This is a genomic window from Streptomyces sp. NPDC034099 (genome assembly GCF_055575415.1).
Window position 1 is genome coordinate 270,849 of record NZ_JBVISR010000003.1, and the last position, 17,107, is coordinate 287,955.

General features: G+C 72.5%; 15 protein-coding genes. 4 read left to right on the plus strand and 11 right to left on the minus strand.

The window, feature by feature from the left end; all coding sequences use genetic code 11:
* Positions 1–24: 24 nt before the first annotated feature.
* The 7 genes from ACZ56V_RS10125 to ACZ56V_RS10155 all read right to left on the minus strand — a co-directional run bounded on the left by ACZ56V_RS10125 (position 25) and on the right by ACZ56V_RS10155 (position 7,045).
* Positions 25–858 carry an ABC transporter ATP-binding protein gene (locus ACZ56V_RS10125; protein ID WP_467379177.1) on the minus strand — a complete coding sequence of 278 codons (834 nt, stop codon included), beginning with the start codon at positions 856–858 and terminating at the stop codon, positions 25–27.
* Positions 855–1,751: an ABC transporter ATP-binding protein gene (locus tag ACZ56V_RS10130; protein ID WP_468940854.1), complete on the minus strand. Its 897-nt coding sequence runs from the start codon at positions 1,749–1,751 to the stop codon at positions 855–857. The genes ACZ56V_RS10125 and ACZ56V_RS10130 overlap by 4 nt, the downstream gene beginning before the upstream one ends.
* Entirely contained in the window at positions 1,751–2,647 is an 897-nt protein-coding gene (locus ACZ56V_RS10135; protein ID WP_467379179.1) for an ABC transporter permease, read from the minus strand. The genes ACZ56V_RS10130 and ACZ56V_RS10135 overlap by 1 nt, the downstream gene beginning before the upstream one ends.
* Positions 2,648–2,650: 3 nt before the next feature.
* Positions 2,651–3,625: an ABC transporter permease gene (locus ACZ56V_RS10140; RefSeq protein WP_467379180.1), complete on the minus strand. Its 975-nt coding sequence runs from the start codon at positions 3,623–3,625 to the stop codon at positions 2,651–2,653.
* On the minus strand, positions 3,622–5,193 hold the full coding sequence (locus ACZ56V_RS10145) for an ABC transporter substrate-binding protein (protein WP_468940859.1): 1,572 nt from the start codon (positions 5,191–5,193) through the stop codon (positions 3,622–3,624). Before ACZ56V_RS10145 ends, ACZ56V_RS10140 begins: the two co-directional genes overlap by 4 nt.
* A gap of 473 nt (positions 5,194–5,666) precedes the next feature.
* Positions 5,667–6,599 carry a DsbA family oxidoreductase gene (locus ACZ56V_RS10150; protein ID WP_468940862.1) on the minus strand — a complete coding sequence of 311 codons (933 nt, stop codon included), beginning with the start codon at positions 6,597–6,599 and terminating at the stop codon, positions 5,667–5,669.
* Positions 6,596–7,045, minus strand: coding sequence for an RrF2 family transcriptional regulator (locus ACZ56V_RS10155; RefSeq protein ID WP_467379183.1), 450 nt, complete (start codon positions 7,043–7,045; stop codon positions 6,596–6,598). The genes ACZ56V_RS10150 and ACZ56V_RS10155 overlap by 4 nt, the downstream gene beginning before the upstream one ends.
* Before the next feature lie 138 nt (positions 7,046–7,183).
* Here ACZ56V_RS10155 and ACZ56V_RS10160 point away from each other — a divergent pair, with 138 nt between their 5' ends.
* Positions 7,184–7,690, plus strand: coding sequence for a cupin domain-containing protein (locus ACZ56V_RS10160; RefSeq protein WP_467379184.1), 507 nt, complete (start codon positions 7,184–7,186; stop codon positions 7,688–7,690).
* A 48-nt stretch (positions 7,691–7,738) separates the two neighbouring features.
* Here the strand turns inward: ACZ56V_RS10160 and ACZ56V_RS10165 are convergent, their stop codons facing one another.
* Complete coding sequence (locus ACZ56V_RS10165) at positions 7,739–9,259, minus strand: catalase (RefSeq protein WP_467379185.1); 1,521 nt, start codon at positions 9,257–9,259, stop codon at positions 7,739–7,741.
* A 367-nt stretch (positions 9,260–9,626) separates the two neighbouring features.
* Here ACZ56V_RS10165 and rox point away from each other — a divergent pair, with 367 nt between their 5' ends.
* Together rox and mgrA are read left to right on the plus strand one after the other, a co-directional pair.
* On the plus strand, positions 9,627–11,054 hold the full coding sequence (rox, locus tag ACZ56V_RS10170) for a rifampin monooxygenase (RefSeq protein WP_398909773.1): 1,428 nt from the start codon (positions 9,627–9,629) through the stop codon (positions 11,052–11,054).
* Positions 11,055–11,103: 49 nt separating this feature from the next.
* Entirely contained in the window at positions 11,104–12,150 is a 1,047-nt protein-coding gene (gene mgrA, locus ACZ56V_RS10175) for an L-glyceraldehyde 3-phosphate reductase (RefSeq protein WP_468940868.1), read from the plus strand.
* Between the two features lie 23 nt (positions 12,151–12,173).
* On the opposite strand, the gene ACZ56V_RS10180 is transcribed toward mgrA, so the two are convergent.
* From ACZ56V_RS10180 to ACZ56V_RS10190, 3 genes are read right to left on the minus strand one after another with little or no spacing between them, the layout of a single operon-like run.
* Positions 12,174–13,349 (minus strand): anhydro-N-acetylmuramic acid kinase, encoded by a 1,176-nt coding sequence (locus ACZ56V_RS10180; protein WP_468940871.1) that lies wholly within the window; start codon positions 13,347–13,349, stop codon positions 12,174–12,176.
* A gap of 39 nt (positions 13,350–13,388) precedes the next feature.
* Positions 13,389–14,960 (minus strand): sodium:solute symporter, encoded by a 1,572-nt coding sequence (locus ACZ56V_RS10185; protein WP_467379188.1) that lies wholly within the window; start codon positions 14,958–14,960, stop codon positions 13,389–13,391.
* An 8-nt stretch (positions 14,961–14,968) separates the two neighbouring features.
* Positions 14,969–15,958: an N-acetylglucosamine kinase gene (locus tag ACZ56V_RS10190; RefSeq protein ID WP_398909766.1), complete on the minus strand. Its 990-nt coding sequence runs from the start codon at positions 15,956–15,958 to the stop codon at positions 14,969–14,971.
* 207 nt (positions 15,959–16,165) lie between these two features.
* On the opposite strand from ACZ56V_RS10190, the gene ACZ56V_RS10195 reads away from it, so the two are divergent.
* Positions 16,166–17,101, plus strand: a complete 936-nt coding sequence (locus tag ACZ56V_RS10195) for a MurR/RpiR family transcriptional regulator (protein WP_467379189.1) — start codon at positions 16,166–16,168, stop codon at positions 17,099–17,101.
* Positions 17,102–17,107 lie beyond the last annotated feature (6 nt).

Sequence of the window (17,107 nt, forward strand, 5' to 3'; positions counted from 1 at the left end):
GCGGGGCGACTCGCGGTGCGCCGGTCAGGCGGGCAGCAGCGCGCGCAGGGCCGCGCGCTCGGTACGGTCGGCCGGGGCGCCGCGCAGCATCGGCGCCGAACCCACCAGCAGCCGCGTGTAGGGGTGCTCCGGCCGGCCCACGACGTCGCGGGCGGCACCGACCTCGACCAGTTCGCCGCGGTACAGTACGGCGATGCGGTCGGCGATCCCCGCCACCGATCCGAGGTCGTGGGAGATGAAGACGAGGGCCACACCGCCGGCCCGCAGCTCCTTGAGGATCTCCAGGACCTGGACCCGGTTGGCGGAGTCGAGGGCGCTGACCGGCTCGTCGAGGATGACCAGCCGGGGTTCGGTGACCAGGGCGCGGGCCACCGCGATCCGCTGCCGCTGACCGCCGGACAGCTCGCCCGGCAGCCGGCCGAGCAGGTCCTCGGTCAGCCGCACGCGCGGCAGGAAGGCCCGCACCCGTGCCGCCGCCTCCGGACGGGTGGTGCCCCGCACGAGCAGCGGTTCGGTCAGTGACGCCTCGACGGTGAGGTCCGGGTCGAGGCTGCGCAGCGGGTCCTGGAAGACGTACTGGACCACTCCGCTGCGGCGCAGCGCGCGCCACTGGCGGGCGCCGTGGGCGGTGACGTCCTCGCCGGCGACGACCACGGACCCGGCGGAGGGCCGCACCAGACCGAGCACGGTGCGGGCGAGCGTGGACTTGCCCGAGCCCGTCTCGCCGATGAGGCCGACCGTCTCACCCGGCGCGACGCTCAGCGAGACGCCGTGCAGGACCCGGCGGCGCCCGCGCCGCGCGCCGTAGTGGACCTCCAGCCCGGTGATGTCCAGGACGGGGCGGGTTTCGGTGGTCACGCCATCTCCTTCGGTGCGTTCGGGCCGAGGAACTTCTCCAGCCCGTACTGCTCGTGCTCGCTGATCAGCAGCCGGGTGTACGCGTGCCGGGGATCGTCCAGGACCCTGCGGGTCGGTCCCTGCTCGACCACCTCGCCCTGCCGCATGACCAGGACCTCGTCGCACAACCGGGCCACCACGGCCAGGTCGTGGGAGACGACGACGAGCGCGAGCCCGGCGCGGTCGCGCAGGTCGGCGAGGAGGTCGAGGATCTCGGCCTGCACGGTGACGTCCAGCGCGGTGGTGGCCTCGTCGGCGACGAGGATCCGCGGGTCCGCGGCGATGGCGGCCGCGATGAGCACGCGCTGGAGCATGCCGCCGGACAGCTCGAAGGGGTACTGGTCGTGGACGAGTTCGGGGTCCCGCAGGTGCACCGCCCGCAGCAGGGCGAGCACCCGCTCCCGTGCCGCGCGGCGCCCGAGGCCCTTCTTGACCCGGACGACCTCCGCGATCTGCCGGCCGATCCGCAGCGAGGGGTTGAGGTACGACGCCGGGTCCTGGAAGACCGCGCTGATCGTGGCCCCGCGCAGCGCGGTCCACCGCGCCGGCGTGAGCGCCGAGATGTCGGTGCCGCCGATCTCGACCGCGCCGCCGGTGACCGCGAAGTGCTCGGGCAGGATGCCGAGCGCGGCCCGGCAGGTCAGCGTCTTGCCGCTGCCGGACTCGCCGACGATGCCGACCACGGGGGTGAGGTCGAAGCTCACCCCGTGCACGATCTCGCGCCCGTCGGTGCCGTCGGCGATCCGCACGTCGCGCAGGGAGAGCAGGGGCACGGCGGGGTCGGGCGGATCGGCGTGGCCGGGAGCGCCGGTCTGTTCAGCGCTGGTGAGGAGCTTCTCGGACACGGTCGTCATCACGCACCTCCGGCGCGAGCGGGTTCGGTCGGTCCGGTCCGGTCCGTCCGGCCGGCACGGGTTCCGCGGCCCTTGAGCAGGGCGCGCCCGGCCTCGCCGGACACGTCGCGGATGGCGTCCGCGAGCAGGTTGCCGGCCCAGACGGTGACCATGATCAGCAGTGCCGGGGTGAGCGGCGCCCACGGCCGGTGGCTGAGGTAGCCGAGGTCGGAGGCGAGCAGCCCGCCCCAGGTAGGCTCCGGAGGCTGCACGCCGATGCCCAGGAAGGTCAGGCTCGACACGATGACGAAGCCGGTGCCGATGGTCTGGGCGAAGGCCACCGCGATCGGCGGGAGCACCTTGGCCCAGACGTGGCGCCGCACGACCCAGCCGATCGAGGCCCCGGAGATCAGCGCCGCCTCCACGTACTGCGAGCGGGCCACGGCCAGGGTGGCGGCGCGGGACACCCGGTAGAACAGGGGCGACACCAGCACGCCGGTCACCAGCATCGCCTGCGTCAGCCCGTTGCCGAGCAGCGCGATCACGGCGACGGCGAACAGCAGGAACGGCAGGGCCACGAGTGTGTCGGCCAGCCGCAGGGTGACCCACTCGAAGACCCGGCCCAGGTACACCGACAGGATCCCGGGGACCGCCCCCACGACCAGTGCGGTGAGCGCGACTTCGAGGGCGCCGAGCACGCTGACCCGGGAGCCGTCGAGGAGTCTGCTCAGTACGTCCCTGCCGAGGTAGTCCGTGCCCAGCCAGTGGCCGCCGGACGCGGCGGCGAGAGCGTTGTCGCTGGTGGCCAGCGGATCCTGCGGCGCGAGCAGCGGACCGAGGACCGCGAGCAGCGCGACGACCGTCAGGATGGCCACGGCAATGCGGCCGGACGTGAGGGCGAGGACGCGGCGCATCATGGTTCACACCCCCCTCTGCGAGGCCGGCGTGACGCGCGCCAGCACCAGGTTGACGACGAGGTTGAAGGCGACGACCAACGCGATCGACACCACGAGGACCCCCTGCACGGCCGGCACGTCACCGGCCTGCGCCGAGTCGTTGGCGAACCGTCCGAAGCCCTGCAGACCGAAGATCCACTCGGTGACGACGGACGCGCCGACCAGGGACGGGAATTTCAGGCCGAGGGTGGCGAGCGCCGGTCCCAGGCCGTTGCGCAGCACGTGCACGAAGAAGATCCGCCGTGGGCTCAGCCCCCTCACGAGCGCACCCGTCACGTAGTTCTCCCGGTACGCGGCGACGAGACTGGAGCGCAATTGACGCGCGACGTCGGCGACGACGTCGAGGCTCAGTGCCAGCGCGGGCAGCGTGATGTGCGCGAGCCACGGCCCGAGGCCCTGCCCGGCGGGGACGTACCCGGCGGAGGGGAACAGGTGCAGCTGTACGGCGAGGACCGCGACCAGCACGATGCCGACCACGAACGCGGGCATCACCGAGATCACCGTGACGAACCCGGTGACCGCCCGGTCCACCCACGTGGTGCGGCGCAGCGCCGCGAGCGTGCCGAGCGCGAAGCCCGCCACCACGCCGATCACCAGCGCGAACGTGGCGACGGAGAGACTGACGCCGAGACCGAGGCCGATGAGCGTGGCGATGTCGGCGCCGTTCGTCCAGCTCGCACCGAGCTGCCCGTGCAGAACACCGCCGATCCAGTCGCCGTACTGGACCAGGAACGGGCGGTCCAGGCCCCACTGCTCCTCGACCCGGGCGATCGCCTCGGGCGTGGCCTCCTCGCCCAGCTGGATCCGGGCGGGACTGAGGCCGCTCATCGAGCGCAGCGCGAAGGTCACGAACGTCCCCACCAGGAACACCGGCACGAAGATCGCGACCGATCGGGCGAGGGTGACCAGGACCCGGCCCAGCGTCCGGCCGGCCGTCACGGGGTCGCCCCCTTGCCGCCGATGGTCACGCCGGTCCAGTCGATGTGGGCGGGGTTCTTCGGCAGGTCGGAGACCGACTTGCTCTTGGCGACGAGGTTGGGCGAGGAGTAGGTGAAGACCAGGGCCTTGCTGGCCAGGCCCGCCCGTGTCGCGGCCCGCAGCACCTCGGGGTACCGGGGCGCGTCCAGCGGGGTCTGCCGGACCTTGGCGACCGCCGCCTCGAAGCCCTGCGGTTCGTAGGGGGAGCTGAGGTTGAGCGGCCCGTCGGGTCCGAAGTGGGCGGTGAGCGTCTGGAGTGCGGAGTCACGGCCGGTGGTGCCGTAGAGCGAGAAGGTGAGGTCCTTGGCGAAGAACGGCGTGGCCCAGTTCTTGTCTATCCTGATGTCGACGGTGATGCCCACCTTCGCCAGCTGCGACTGCACGATCTCGGCCTGTGGGTCCTCCTCCGGAACGACCAGGTCGAGCTTGATGTCGCCGGCCCGGTAGCCGGCCTCGGCGAGCAGCTTCCTCGACTTGGCGGGGTCGTAGGGGTAGGCGTCCTCGGACTCGGGGTCGTAGGCCACGTAGCCCTTGGGGAACGGCTGGTCGGTCGCCTCGCCGTAGCCGAAGGTCAGTTTGTCGACGAACTCCTGGCGGTTGACGGCGTGGCGCACGGCGTCGACGACCTTGTCGTTGTCGAACGGCGCCTTGTTGATGTTCAGGCTGATGTTGGAGGCGTTGAAGCCGGGCTGGACGAAGACGTCGAGGCCGGCCTTCTTCGCGGCGTCCGCCTGACCGGGGTCGATGTCGGCGAAGTTGTACACGCCGGTCTGCAGTCCGGAGACGACCGTGGAGGCGTCGGGCGCGGAGGTCAGCTCGACGTTGTCGATGTGGATGTTCTCGGCGTCCCAGTAGTCCGGGTTCTTCTTCAGCACCGCCTTGGTCCCGGGGACGATCCGGGTGACGGTGAACGGACCGGCGCCGACCGGGTTCTGGTCCAGCTTCTCCGGCGCGGCGGCGGCCTTGGGGCTCGCGATCTGGAGGACTCGCTGGCCGAGCAACTGCGGTATCTGGTAGTCGACCTGGTTGAGGTGGACGGTGGCGTCCAGGCCCTTGGCGTCCACCGAATCGATCGAGGTGAGGTCGCCGAAGAGCGCCGAGTTCTTCTGCTTCTGGGCTCGTTCGACGGCCGCCTTGACGGCGGCGCCGTTCACCGGTTCGCCGTCGCTGAACTTCAGTCCGGGGCGCAGGTGGAAGGTGATCTGGTCGCCCCTGTCGTTGTACTCCCAGCTCTCCGCCAGGTCGGGAACGGCCTTGCCGGTGGCATCGGTACGGGTCAACGAGGCGTACACCAGGGAGAGTTCACGGAACTGGGCGCCACTTCCCCCGACTACGGGGTCCCAGTGCGCCGGGAAGTAGGTGGAGGTCCACTTGAGGGTGGCGTCGCCGCTCGCGGAGACCGCGTCACCGCCGCACGCGCTGAGGGCGGGGACGAACACGGTGGCGAGGGCGGCGCCGAGTGCGGTGCCGCGCAGTCGGCCGGATCGGCGCTGCGGTCCGGGGCGGCGGGGCGTGAGTCGTCCGGGCATCTCGTACTTTCTGTGACGGTCCCCGGCCGTTTCCGGGCAGGCCGGGGCGCGGCTACGGGGCAAGGCGGGACCCCACGGGCACACTTGACGTCAAATCAGGCGCGCCGGGGTGACGGGCAGGGCTGGGCGCGGCGCGGGGCGCGCCGCGGGCGGCGTCCGGGGGGGAGAGGACGAAGGAGCGGAGCGCACGGAGAGACGCCGAGAGGGGGGGGCGGCACGGGCGGCGGGCCAGCGGTGCCGAGCGGCGGCGGGCCGCGCCGAACCGCAGGATCAGGCGCCGTCGGGCCGATCGCGGCGGTCGGTCAGTGACAGAGAGCGCTACAGGTGCGCCGCAGGTCCACGTAGCGGCACACCACGGCGGGGTGCGTCGTGAGCATGCTGCACATCCTGGTGGCAGTCATGAGCGCTGTCAATGGACACCAATTGGTGTCTCATTGGGCGGGACAGGGCTCCTCTCGCAGTTCAGGGCGCTGTCACCGCGCGGTGGGGGAGGCGGGGCGGGTCGCCGGATGGGTCGCGGCCTCCTCCGGATGCAGCCACAGCGGCCCGTTGCCCGTCTCAAGGCGGACCCCCCGCACCGGGGGTTTCCGACCACCCGTCAACAACGCCAATTCGGGCCCGGTCAGGGTCCGGTGGCGCAGCAGTGCCTCGTCCGGCGACAGCCGCACGGCCGGCAACGGCGCCGCGCACATCTCGCCGACCGCGCTCTCGTACGCCTCGCAGGGACGCAGCCCCGGAACCAGCCGGTGGCCGCCCGGCGCCCGGACCAGCACCGTCGGCAGCGCGTACCGGTAACCGCCGTCCTCGGTCTCCTTGGCGGCACCGGGGTGCGGCGAACCGCCCGGCACCGACCGGGCCTCGGGTACCGGCCGCCGCGCCTCGCTCCGGTCCGCCCGCACCCGCTCCCGTACGGCGTCGGACAGCGCGTCCGCGGACAACCGGACCGGGTCCAGGCCCGGGACCCCCCGTACCGCGGCGAGCGCCAGTTCGTGCGTGTCGGCCGGCTGACCGAGGACGAAGACCGTCTCCCGCAACCGGCGCAGCACCCGCTCGGCGACCTGTGTCCCCTGTGCCTCGGCGGCCTTGGCGACGAGCGAGGCCGGCCACGAACTCGCGGCCACCCGGTGCAGCCGTGCTGCCCGGGGGGCGCCGGTGTGGCGGGTGACGTCCTCCACGTACCGCGCGTACCAGGCCGTCTCGGCGGCGGGGTCGGGGGCGGGATCGTCGTCCTCGTCGAAGAGGATGCAGAACACCCGGCGCCACCGGACCCCGGCGGGCAGGGCAGCGCGCAGCCGGCGGAAGACGGGCTCGGAGCCCCATGCCCACGGGCAGAGCGGATCGGTGTACTCGACCACCTCCGTCGTCCCCGGCGCCGCGGCGCGCACCCCGTCCGGCACCGCCGTCACGCGGCACCCTTCCCGGCCGGTGCCTCGCCCGCTCCGGCGAACGCGTCGCCTTCCGGCAGCAGGGACGCCACCGTCACGCCGCCGAGGACGGCCGCGGCGTCCGCCTCGATCCGGCGCCACACGTCGGGCAGCCGGGACGCGGCCCCGGGATAGTCCAGCGGGGTCACGGCCTCGCCCCGCAGGGTGAGCAACTCGCCGTCCACGACACGGGAGACGTCCAGCAGTGTGATCTCGTGGGCGGGCCGGCCGAGCCAGTAGCCGCCCTCGCAGCCGCGCTGACTGCGGACCAGTCCGGCCCGGCGCAGCTCGCCCACGACGGACTTCAGGAAACGGAACGGGATCCGCTGCGAGGAGGCGATGGCCTCGCAGGTCAGCGGGCGGGCGGGTTCGCGGGCGAGCTCCAGAAGGGCCCGCGTGGCGTAGTCCGCCTTCGCGGAGATATGCATCCGCCCATGATGCCCGACACGGGCGCCGTGCCCGCGGCCTTCACCGCCTGCGCGCGTTCATTGCGGCAACATTGCCGCAGGTGAAGCCCAATGGACACCTCTTGACATCCTTTTCGGCGCCCTTCTAGCGTCCCCGGCATGAGCGAGCCGTTGACAGCCCCCGGCGAGGGCTTCCACCCCCACTTCCACGACGTCCCCGGAGCGCCGGTCACCCCCCTGCGCAGCCGTCTGCACCACATCCGTGCCGGTGCCCTGGACGGCGACACGGCGCAGACCGGCGGCATGCGCAGGTTCGCGGCCGTCAGCGGGAGCGCGGTGGGCTCGGAGAAGCTGTGGATGGGCCAGACCCACGTCGCCCCGTCGACCTCCTCCTCCGACCACCACCACGGTGAGTCGGAGACGGCCATCTACGTGGTCAGCGGCCATCCCGAATTCGTGTTCCTCGACGACTCGGGGGACCGTCCGGAGGAGGTACGGCTGCGCACCTCCCCCGGGGACTACGTCTTCGTCCCCCCGTTCGTCCCGCACCGGGAGGAGAATCCCGACCCCGCCGACGAGGCGGTGGTCGTCATCGCCCGCAGCACCCAGGAGGCGATCGTGGTCAACCTGCCCGGCCTGTACGCGCTCGGGGCGCAGGAGGTCTGACCGGCCGGCCGGACCGGGTGCCCGGCCCGGCCGGAGTCCGCGGACGGGTCAGGCCTTGTCCTGCATGGACCGCCGGGCCGGGTTGTGCTGCTCGGCGGCCTTGAAGTCCTTCTCGCCCGCCTTCGCCCGCACCCCCTTGGCGATGCGCTCACCGATGGTCCGGTCGATGTTCGACCAGTACTCGAAGGCCCGCTGGAGCACGGGTTCGGTCACCTCGTTCAGGAGGTGGTCCACCACGTTGTCGACCAGCCGGTCCCGGGCCGCGTCGTCCATCACCTCCCGCACCAGGGTGCCCGGCTGCCCCCAGTCGTCGTCCTCGGCGTGGCTGACGTAGGCCGAGCGGGTGATGGCCCCGTCCGTCTCCCAGCTGGGCGGGGTGCCGAAGTGCTCGGTGTCGGCGGCCGGACCCCCCTTGGAGTTCGGCGCGTAGACCGGGTCGGTCGTCTTCCGGTAGGCCATCGCACCGTCCTTGGAGTAGGTGCGGACGTCGACCACCGGGGCGTTCACGGGCAGTTGCTGGTAGTTCGCGCCGATCCGGTAGCGGTGCGCGTCGGCGTACGAGAAGAGCCGGGCCAGCAGCATGCGGTCCGGGCTCGGGCCGATACCGGGGACCAGGTTGTTGGGCTGGAAGGCGGCCTGCTCGATCTCGGCGTGGTTGTCCGTCGGGTTCCGGTCCAGCGTCATACGGCCGACCGGGATGAGGGGGTAGTCGCCGTGCGGCCACACCTTCGTCAGGTCGAAGGGGTTGAACCGGTAGCCCGCGGCCTCCTCGTACGGCATGACCTGCACGTGCAGCGTCCAGCTCGGGAAGTCGCCGTCGCGGATGTGCTCGAAGAGGTCCCGCATGTGGTAGTCGGTGTCGGCCGCCGCCATCTGGTCGGCCTCGTGCTGGGTGAAGAACTCGATGCCCTGGTCCGTCTTGAAGTGGTACTTCACCCAGAAGCGCTCGCCGGAGGCGTTGATCCACATGTAGGTGTGGGAGGTGTAGCCGTTCATGTGGCGCCAGGTGCGCGGGATGCCGCGGTCCCCCATGAGCCAGGTGACCTGGTGCGCCGACTCCGGCGAGAGGGTCCAGAAGTCCCACTGCATGTCGTGGTCGCGCAGGTTGCTGTCCGCCCGGCGCTTCTGCGACCGGATGAAGTGCTGGAACTTCATCGGGTCCTTGACGAAGAACACCGGCGTGTTGTTGCCGACCATGTCGTAGTTGCCCTGGCTGGTGTAGAACTTCACCGCGAAGCCGCGCGGGTCGCGCCAGGTGTCCGGGCTGCCGCGCTCGCCCGCGACGGTCGAGAAGCGGGCGACCAGGTCGGTGCGGGTGCCCGGCTGGAAGACGGCCGCCTTGGTGTAGGCGCTCACGTCGTGCGTCACTTCGAAGTGGCCGAAGGCGCCGCTGCCCTTCGCGTGCGGCTGGCGCTCGGGGATGCGCTCCCGGTTGAACTGCGCCATCTGTTCGATGAGGTAGGCGTCCTGGAGGAGGACCGGACCCGCCGGACCCGCGGTGAGCGAGTGTTCGTCGCTCTCCGCCGGTGCTCCGGAGTCCGTGGTGGTGGCAGGCGGGGTGTCCGTCATGGAGCTGCCTTTCTTCGGGGAGTGGCTGACGCCCAGGGGCTACCGTCCGGAGTGCCGTCGTCGGTATCAGTCTCCGCCGCCGCCCGACCCTCGCAAGCGGGGCGAATGGGGCCGACCGGGTGCCGGGCCGTGCCGAGGTCACCGTCGGCGGCGGCAGCGGGAGTGCCGAGGAGGCGCGGTCCGAGGACCGGGGCCTGCCCGGTGAGCGAAAAGGGCAGGGGAAACGTGTTCCTCCTGCCACTCTCAAGCTATAGCCCACCGGGGGCCTTGCGGCAAGGGCCCCCACCTGGCGCAGAATCGTCGCCCTCGACCGCCGCTCGCGTACTGCGGGCGGCCTCACCCTGCGATGTCGCTCCCTGGGGGACTCATGATCGACGTGCTCGTCGTCGGCGGCGGACCGACCGGCCTGATGCTGGCCGGCGAACTGCGACTGCACGGCGTACAGGTGCGGGTGCTGGACAAGGAGCCCGAGCCGACCCGGGTGGTGCGCTCACTCGGCCTGCACGTGCGCAGCATCGAGGTGATGGACCAGCGGGGCCTGCTGGATCGCTTCCTCGAACACGGCCGCCGGTACCCGGTCGGCGGCTTCTTCGCCGCCATCGAGAAGCCCGCGCCGATCACGCTGGACACTGCACACGGCTACGTCCTCGGCATCCCGCAGCCGGTCACCGACCGCCTGCTGGCCGAGCGCGCCACCGAACTCGGCGCCGAGGTCGTCCGCGGCCGCGAACTGGTCGGCCTGAGCCAGGACGAACACGGGGTGACCGCCGAACTCGCCGACGGCACGCGGCTGCGCTCCCGCTATCTCGTGGGCTGCGACGGCGGCCGCAGCACGGTGCGGGGACTGCTCGGCGTCGGCTTCCCCGGCGAGCCCGCCGCCCACGAGACGCTGATCGGCGAGATGAGCGTGACCGCGGAGCCCGAGGCGGTCGCCGCCCGGGTGGCGGAGGTCCGCCGGACCCAGAAGCGGTTCGGCCTCGGACCCGTCGGCGACGGGATCTACCGCGTCGTCGTACCCGCCGCGGGCCTCGCCGAGGACCGGTCGGTCCCGCCGGGCCTGGAGGAGTTCAAGCAGCGGCTGCGGGAGTGGGCCGGCACCGACTTCGGTGTGCACTCACCGCGCTGGCTGTCCCGCTTCGGCGACGCCACCCGGCTGGCCGAGCGCTACCGGACCGGCCGGGTGCTGCTGGCCGGCGACGCGGCGCACATCCACCCCCCGGTCGGCGGCCAGGGCCTCAACCTCGGCATCCAGGACGCCTTCAACCTCGGCTGGAAGCTGGCCGCCGAGGTGAACGGCTGGGCGCCCGAGGACCTGCTGGACAGCTACCACACCGAACGGCACCCGGTGGCCGCCGACGTGCTGGACAACACCCGCGCACAGATGGAACTGCTGTCCACCGAGCCCGGACCCCGCGCGGTGCGCCGGCTCCTGGCCGAACTGATGCGGTTCGAGGACGTCAGCCGGCATCTGACCGAGAAGGTCACCGCGCTCGACGTCCGCTACGACTTCGGCCCGGGACACGACCTGGTGGGCCGCAGGATGCGGGACGTCGAACTGGGGCGGGGACGCCTGTACGACCGGATGCGCTCCGGCCGCGGGCTGCTCCTCGACCGTACCGGCCGGCTGTCGGTGAAGGGCTGGTCGGACCGGGTGGATCACGTCGTCGACGACGGTGAGAAACTGACGGTGCCCGCGATGCTGCTGCGGCCCGACGGGCACGTGGCATGGGCCGGTGACGACCAGCAGGACCTGTACGACCGGTTGCCCCGGTGGTTCGGCACCGCCACCGGCTGACCTCCCCGTCACGGGCCGCCCGGCCCCCGCTTCCCACCGGAGAACACCCATGAACCACGTCGCGGACCCCAGCCGCTACGACGGCACCATGCACTACCGCCGCACCGGACGCTCCGGGCTCGACCTGCCCGCGCTGTCCCTGGGCTACTGGCACAACTTCGGCGACGACAAGCCGTTCGAGACCCAGCGGCGGATCGCCCTGCGCGCCTTCGACCTCGGCATCACCCACCACGACCTCGCCAACAACTACGGCCCGCCCTACGGCTCCGCCGAGATCAACTTCGGCCGGATCATGCGGCAGGACCTGTCGCCGTACCGCGACGAGCTGGTGATCTCCACCAAGGCCGGGTGGGACATGTGGCCGGGCCCCTACGGCCAGGGCGGCGGCTCCCGCAAGTACGTGCTCGCCTCCCTCGACCAGTCCCTGAAGCGCACGGGTCTCGACTACGTCGACATCTTCTACTCCCACCGCCTGGACGCCTCCACCCCGCTGGAGGAGACCATGACGGCGCTGGACACGGCGGTGCGCCAGGGCAAGGCCCTGTACGTCGGCATCTCCTCCTACGACGCCGAACGCTCCCGGCAGGCCGCGGCGATCCTCCGCGACCTGGGCACGCCCCTGCTCATCCACCAGCCGTCGTACAACATGCTCAACCGGTGGATCGAGACCGAGGGGCTGCTCGACGCGGCCGCCGACGAGGGCTTCGGCGTCATCGGGTTCACCGCGCTCGCCCAGGGGCTGCTGACCGGCCGTTACCTCGACGGCGTGCCCGAGGGGTCCCGCGCCACCCAGGGCAAGTCCTTCGCGACCGGCTGGCTCACCGAGGACACCGTCCGGCGGTTGCGGGCCCTGAACGACATCGCCGCCCGCCGGGGCCAGAGCCTCGCGCAGATGGCGCTCGCCTGGGCGCTGCGCGACCCGCGCGTCACCTCCCTGGTGATCGGCGCCTCCCGCCCCGAGCAGCTGGAGGAGAACGTGGCCGCGCTCGCGAACCTCTCCTTCGGCGACGACGAACTCGCCGAGATCGACACGTACGCGGTCGTCGACGGCGACGTCGACCTGTGGCGGCAGGCCCGCACCGGCGACCTCGGCTGAGGCGTCCCCGCCCGGGGAGGCGCTCAGTGCCCGCCGACGACGCGCAGCATCCGGGGCGGCTCGCCGGCGGGCTCGGGCAGCCGCAGGGGCTCCCGCCCGGGTGTGATGCTGCCGAGCAGCGACGCCCGGCGCGCCCCCGTACCGGAGGGGATGGCGCCGGGCAGGCCGTTGACGGTCAGGAAGCCCAGGAGGGCGAAGGCCAGCGCCTCCTTGGCGTCGGACGGCAGGCCGAGCGCGTCGCTCGAGCCGAGGGCCACCCCGGGCAGCTCCTCGGCGAGCATGCCCATCAGCACGGGGTTGTGCGCGCCACCGCCGGACACGACGAGCCGCGTGACGCCGTGCGCGCGGCAGGCGTCGGCCACCGTGACGGCGGTGAGCCGGGCCAGGGTCGCCAGGACGTCGTCGGGTTCCGCGACGGGCGCCGCCGCGAGCGCCCCGAGCAGGTACGGCAGGTGGAACCGCTCCTTGCCGGTGCTCTTCGGAGCCGGCCTGCCGTAGTAGGGGTCGTCCAGCAGCACCCGCAGCAGCGCCGGATCCGCCCGGCCCGCCCCGGCCCGGCGTCCGTCCTCGTCGTACTCGGCCGCACCGTCGGTGAAGTGCCGTACGGCGGCGTCCATCAGAGCGTTGGCGGGTCCGGTGTCGAAGGCCAGCGGCTCGGCGCCGGGGGCGACGACGGTGACGTTGGCGATCCCGCCCAGGTTGAGGGCGGCGGGGACGCCGGGCAGCGCGGCCAGGGCCAGGGCGTCGGTCATGGCGACCAGCGGCGCCCCCTGGCCGCCGGCCGCGACATCCCTGCCGCGCAGGTCGGAGACGACGGGCAGACCGGTCGCCTCGGCGATCCAGGCGGGCTGGCCGAGCTGGAGGGTGCCGCGCACGGTGCCGTCCTCGACCCAGTGGTACATGGTCTGCCCGTGCGAGACCACCAGATCGGCGCCGCCCCCGCACAGCTCGCGCACGGCCCGCACGGCCACGTCGGCGAACGCCTGCCCGACGCCGGTGTCGAGCCGGGCGACGTCCCGGAGCGTCGCCGCCGCCGGAGGCAGGCTGCCCGCGATCAGGTCGCGCAGCTCGTCCGGGTAGGGCGCCGAGAAGTGGCCCAGCGGCCGCATCACCAGGGCTTCACCCTGTAGTTCGAGGTCGGCGGCGGCCGCCTCGATGGCGTCGTAGGACGTGCCTGACATCAGGCCGATCACACGCACGATGCACTCCTGCGAGGGGTTGGGCGGGCCGGGACGGGATCAGTTCCGGCCGGCCGTGGTGGTCAGCTGGTCGGGTCCGGCGCCAGGTTCCTCGTCGAGTGCGGTGCCCCCCGCGGACTCCGGCGCCCGGTGGAACAGGCTCAGCACACCGCCGACGAGCAGGGTGATCAGGACGCCGATCGGCACGAGCCACTGGGCCGCGATCGCCTGGGACACCGTGGTCCCGCCCGTGGTGACGTCGATCTTCACCCCGCGCACGATGTACGTCATCACCCCGATGGTGACCAGGAAGGCCACGATCGAGTCGACCTCGTTGGCACGCTTGACGAGCCGCCCCAGCAGGAACGCGCCGAGCAGCGCGCCGTAGGTGTAGCCCGCGATGGTCAGTCCGGTGAGGTACACGTTGCCGGTGCTCGCGCTGAACGCGCAGGCGAAGACCGCCATGAGCGTCGCCCACACCAGCGTCATCCAGCGGGCGAGCCTGAGCAGCGCCTCCTCGGACGGTGTGGTGCGGAAGAAGCTGTGGATGATGTCGGCGACCGTCGAGTTCGACATGGAGTTCAGCGCCGAGGACAGCGAACCCATCGCGGCGCCCAGGATGCCGGCCACGAGCAGGCCCGAGACCACCACGGGCAGCCCGTGCAGGATGAACTCGGGGTAGAGGTTGTCGGAGCTGGACAGCCCCAGCTCCGAGAAGGACTTGCCCTCGTTGTACGACCACAGCAGTGCGCCGACCAGGGAGAACGCGGCGAACTGGATGGTGACGAAGACACCCGAGGCGATCATGGCCTTCTGGCCCTCGCGCAGCGTCCTCGTCGCCAGCACGCGCTGGACGATCAGCTGGTCGGAGCCGTGCGAGGCCATGGCGAAGATGGCGCCGCCGATGATGGCCGTGGGCAGGGCGAACGGGCTGGTGAGGATGTGGGCGAGGTTGAAGTCGGTGTCGAAGAGCGTGAACTTCCCGGCGTCCAGGGCACGCGCGTAGCCGTCACCGCCGACGTGGGCGGAGAGCACCGCCACGGCGAGGACCGCGCCGCCGAGATAGAGGACCATCTGGATGGCGTCGGTCCAGATGACCGCCTTGATGCCGCCCAGATAGGTGTAGACGACGGTGATCAGCGTGATCACGACGATGATCACGCGGTAGCTGGCGTGCACACCGAACTCGTCGAGCAGCAGCTTGATGGGGATGGCGGAGGCGAACAGCCGCACGCCCTCGGCCAGGAGCCGGGTGAACACGAAGGTCACCGAGGCGAGTCCCTGCAGCTTCAGCCCGAACCGGTCGCCCAGGTACTGGTAGGCGCTGACGAAGCCGCCGCGCTTGTAGAGGGGGATCAGTACGGTGGCCACGACCACGCGGCCGATGACGTAGCCCAGGGCGAGTTCGACGTTGCCGAACCCCTGGCCGCTGTAGGCGCCGCCGGGGACGCTGATCACCGTGAGCACACTGGTCTCCGTGGCGACGACGGAGAAGGAGACCGTCCACCACGGCATGTGGCCTTCACCGACGAAGTAGTCCTTCGCCGACTTCTGCCGGCCTGCCTTCCGCAGGCCGATCCAGGCGATCCCGATCAGATAGACCACGATCACCACGAGGTCGAGCTGGCGCACGCTTGCTCCTAGGCACTGGCCGGTGGGGTCGCCGGCGTGGGGAGGGGGGAACTGGCGGTCGTCCGGTGGACGCGGACGACGAGAGAGGCATGAGGGGTCGCGCGGTCCAGGGCCAGCAGCCGGGCCCCGTCGAGGGGGTCGCCGAGCGGGGACGTGAGCCGCACGGGGAGCCCGGAACCGGTGAGGGCGGCGGTCAGCGGTGCCATCAGGGCCGGGCCGAGACCGGTCAGACCACCGGTGACGGCCATCGGCACCGGGGCGCCGCCCGCGGTGATCCGGCCGGCCGCCGCGAGCGCGGTCCCGGCCAGGTCGGCGGCCGCGTCCCGGACGATCACCGAGGCCACGGCGTCCCCCGCGTCGGCGGCGCGGGCCACCTCGGGGGCGAACGAGGCAGCCGTACGGGCCGGATTGCCGTCCCTGCCGACAGTCGACGGCAGCCGTTCGAGGTCGCCGAAGAGGCCGACGGCCGCGTCCAGCAGCACGGTGGCCGGGCCCCGCCCGTCGTGGGCGCGCAGGGCCGCGCGCAGTCCCGCCGTGCCGATCCGGGCGCCGCTGCCGTCGTCGCCGAGCAGGGGGCCCCACCCGTCGACGCGCGCGTACGTCCCGTCGGCACCGATGCCGACCGCGACCGATCCGGTGCCGATCGCCAGCACCACACCGGCCCGGCCGCCGAGCGCGCCGGCGTGGGCGGTGACGGCGTCGCTGGTGACGGCGGCCTCCTGGACGGGCAGGTCCGCCAGGAGGGCGTCCACCAGGGAGCGGGCCGCGGCGGGAGCCGAAGCCGCTCCGGCGGCGCCCACGAGGACGGAGTCCGGCCGGGCACCGCCCGGCTCCCGAAGGAGCGGCTCGACGGCGGCGCGCACGGCCGCACGGGCCGCCGCCACCCCGTCGGGCGCCGCCAGACCGGGAGCGCCGGCCACCGAACTGACGGCCCGTGACGAGTCGGCGCTGTTCCACAGCATGGCGCGGCAACCGGTCTTCCCGAGATCTACCGCCACTACTGAAGTCATACGGCCTGCCCTTTGCCCGAGAGACCCGGCACGTCGAGAGCCACCGGGTCGTCGGTGACCGGCGCGGATCGCCGTCCGAGTATGGGAACGCCGCCCTCCGGATGTCAATAAGTAACGTCTAGTTGCTCACCACGTAACTTTTTGACCTCCCCGGGTCACCCCCTTACCCTGTGTGCACCACATCCAGGAGGGGCCATGGTCCGCCAGTCCTCGTCCGGCGTGCCGGAGCCGTCCGCCCAGGACGCCCCGCTCGCCGACATCCTCACCCGCGTCCGCGCGGCACGGCCCTCCCTGGCCCCCTCCGAACGGCGGGTGGCCGACGTGGTCCTCGCCGATCCGGGGCAGGTCGCGGAGCTGTCCATCCACGCGCTGGGGGAGCGGGCGAGCACCTCGGCGGCCACCGTGATGCGGTTCTGCCGCACCATCGGCACGGGCAACTACCCCCAGCTGCGCCTGGCGCTGGCCGCCGCCGCCGCGCGGGAGCACGCGCTGGGCGGCGAGCGGGCGGCGCAGGGCGGCACCGACATCAGCCCGACGGACTCGCTCGACCGGATAGTCAGCAAGATCATCTACAACGAGGTCCGGGCCCTGGAGGACTCGGGCGCCGAACTCGACGTGGACGCGCTGGGCCGGGCGGTCGACGCGGTGGCCGAGGCCCGCAGGGTCGACATCTTCGGTGTGGGGGCCAGCGCGTTCGTCGGCCAGGACCTGCACCAGAAGCTGCACCGCATAGGCCGGATGGCCTTCATCTGGAGCGACCGGCACGCGGCGCTCACCGCGACGGCCCTGCTGGGGCCCGGCGACGTGGCCCTGGCCGTCTCCCACTCGGGGGAGACCGAGGACACCATCGAGCCCCTCCAGGCCGCGGCCGAGCGCGGAGCCACCACCGTCGCCCTGACCAACGACCCGGGCTCCACGCTCGCGACCAGCGCCGACCTGGTGCTGACGACCTGCGCGCGGGAAACGCCGTTCCGCTCCGGCGCCACCGTCAGCCGCATCGCCCAACTGGCCGTCATCGACTGCCTCTTCGTCGGTGTCGCCCAGCGCTCCTACGACGCGGCGACGACGGCCCTCGAAGCGACCTACGGCGCCGTCCAGCGCCGTAGGCGCCCCGTCCGTCGCACCGGCTGACGGAGC

What these genes read in the sequence shown, in the direction of transcription:
- ACZ56V_RS10130 (WP_468940854.1), bottom strand. Translation starts at nt 1,751, where the DNA reads ATGACGACCGTGTCCGAGAAGCTCCTCACCAGCGCTGAACAGACCGGC.
- ACZ56V_RS10135 (WP_467379179.1), bottom strand. Translation starts at nt 2,647, where the DNA reads ATGATGCGCCGCGTCCTCGCCCTCACGTCCGGCCGCATTGCCGTGGCC.
- ACZ56V_RS10145 (WP_468940859.1), bottom strand. Translation starts at nt 5,193, where the DNA reads ATGCCCGGACGACTCACGCCCCGCCGCCCCGGACCGCAGCGCCGATCC.
- ACZ56V_RS10155 (WP_467379183.1), bottom strand. Translation starts at nt 7,045, where the DNA reads ATGCATATCTCCGCGAAGGCGGACTACGCCACGCGGGCCCTTCTGGAG.
- ACZ56V_RS10160 (WP_467379184.1), top strand. Translation starts at nt 7,184, where the DNA reads ATGAGCGAGCCGTTGACAGCCCCCGGCGAGGGCTTCCACCCCCACTTC.
- ACZ56V_RS10165 (WP_467379185.1), bottom strand. Translation starts at nt 9,259, where the DNA reads ATGACGGACACCCCGCCTGCCACCACCACGGACTCCGGAGCACCGGCG.
- rox (WP_398909773.1), top strand. Translation starts at nt 9,627, where the DNA reads ATGATCGACGTGCTCGTCGTCGGCGGCGGACCGACCGGCCTGATGCTG.
- mgrA (WP_468940868.1), top strand. Translation starts at nt 11,104, where the DNA reads ATGAACCACGTCGCGGACCCCAGCCGCTACGACGGCACCATGCACTAC.
- ACZ56V_RS10195 (WP_467379189.1), top strand. Translation starts at nt 16,166, where the DNA reads ATGGTCCGCCAGTCCTCGTCCGGCGTGCCGGAGCCGTCCGCCCAGGAC.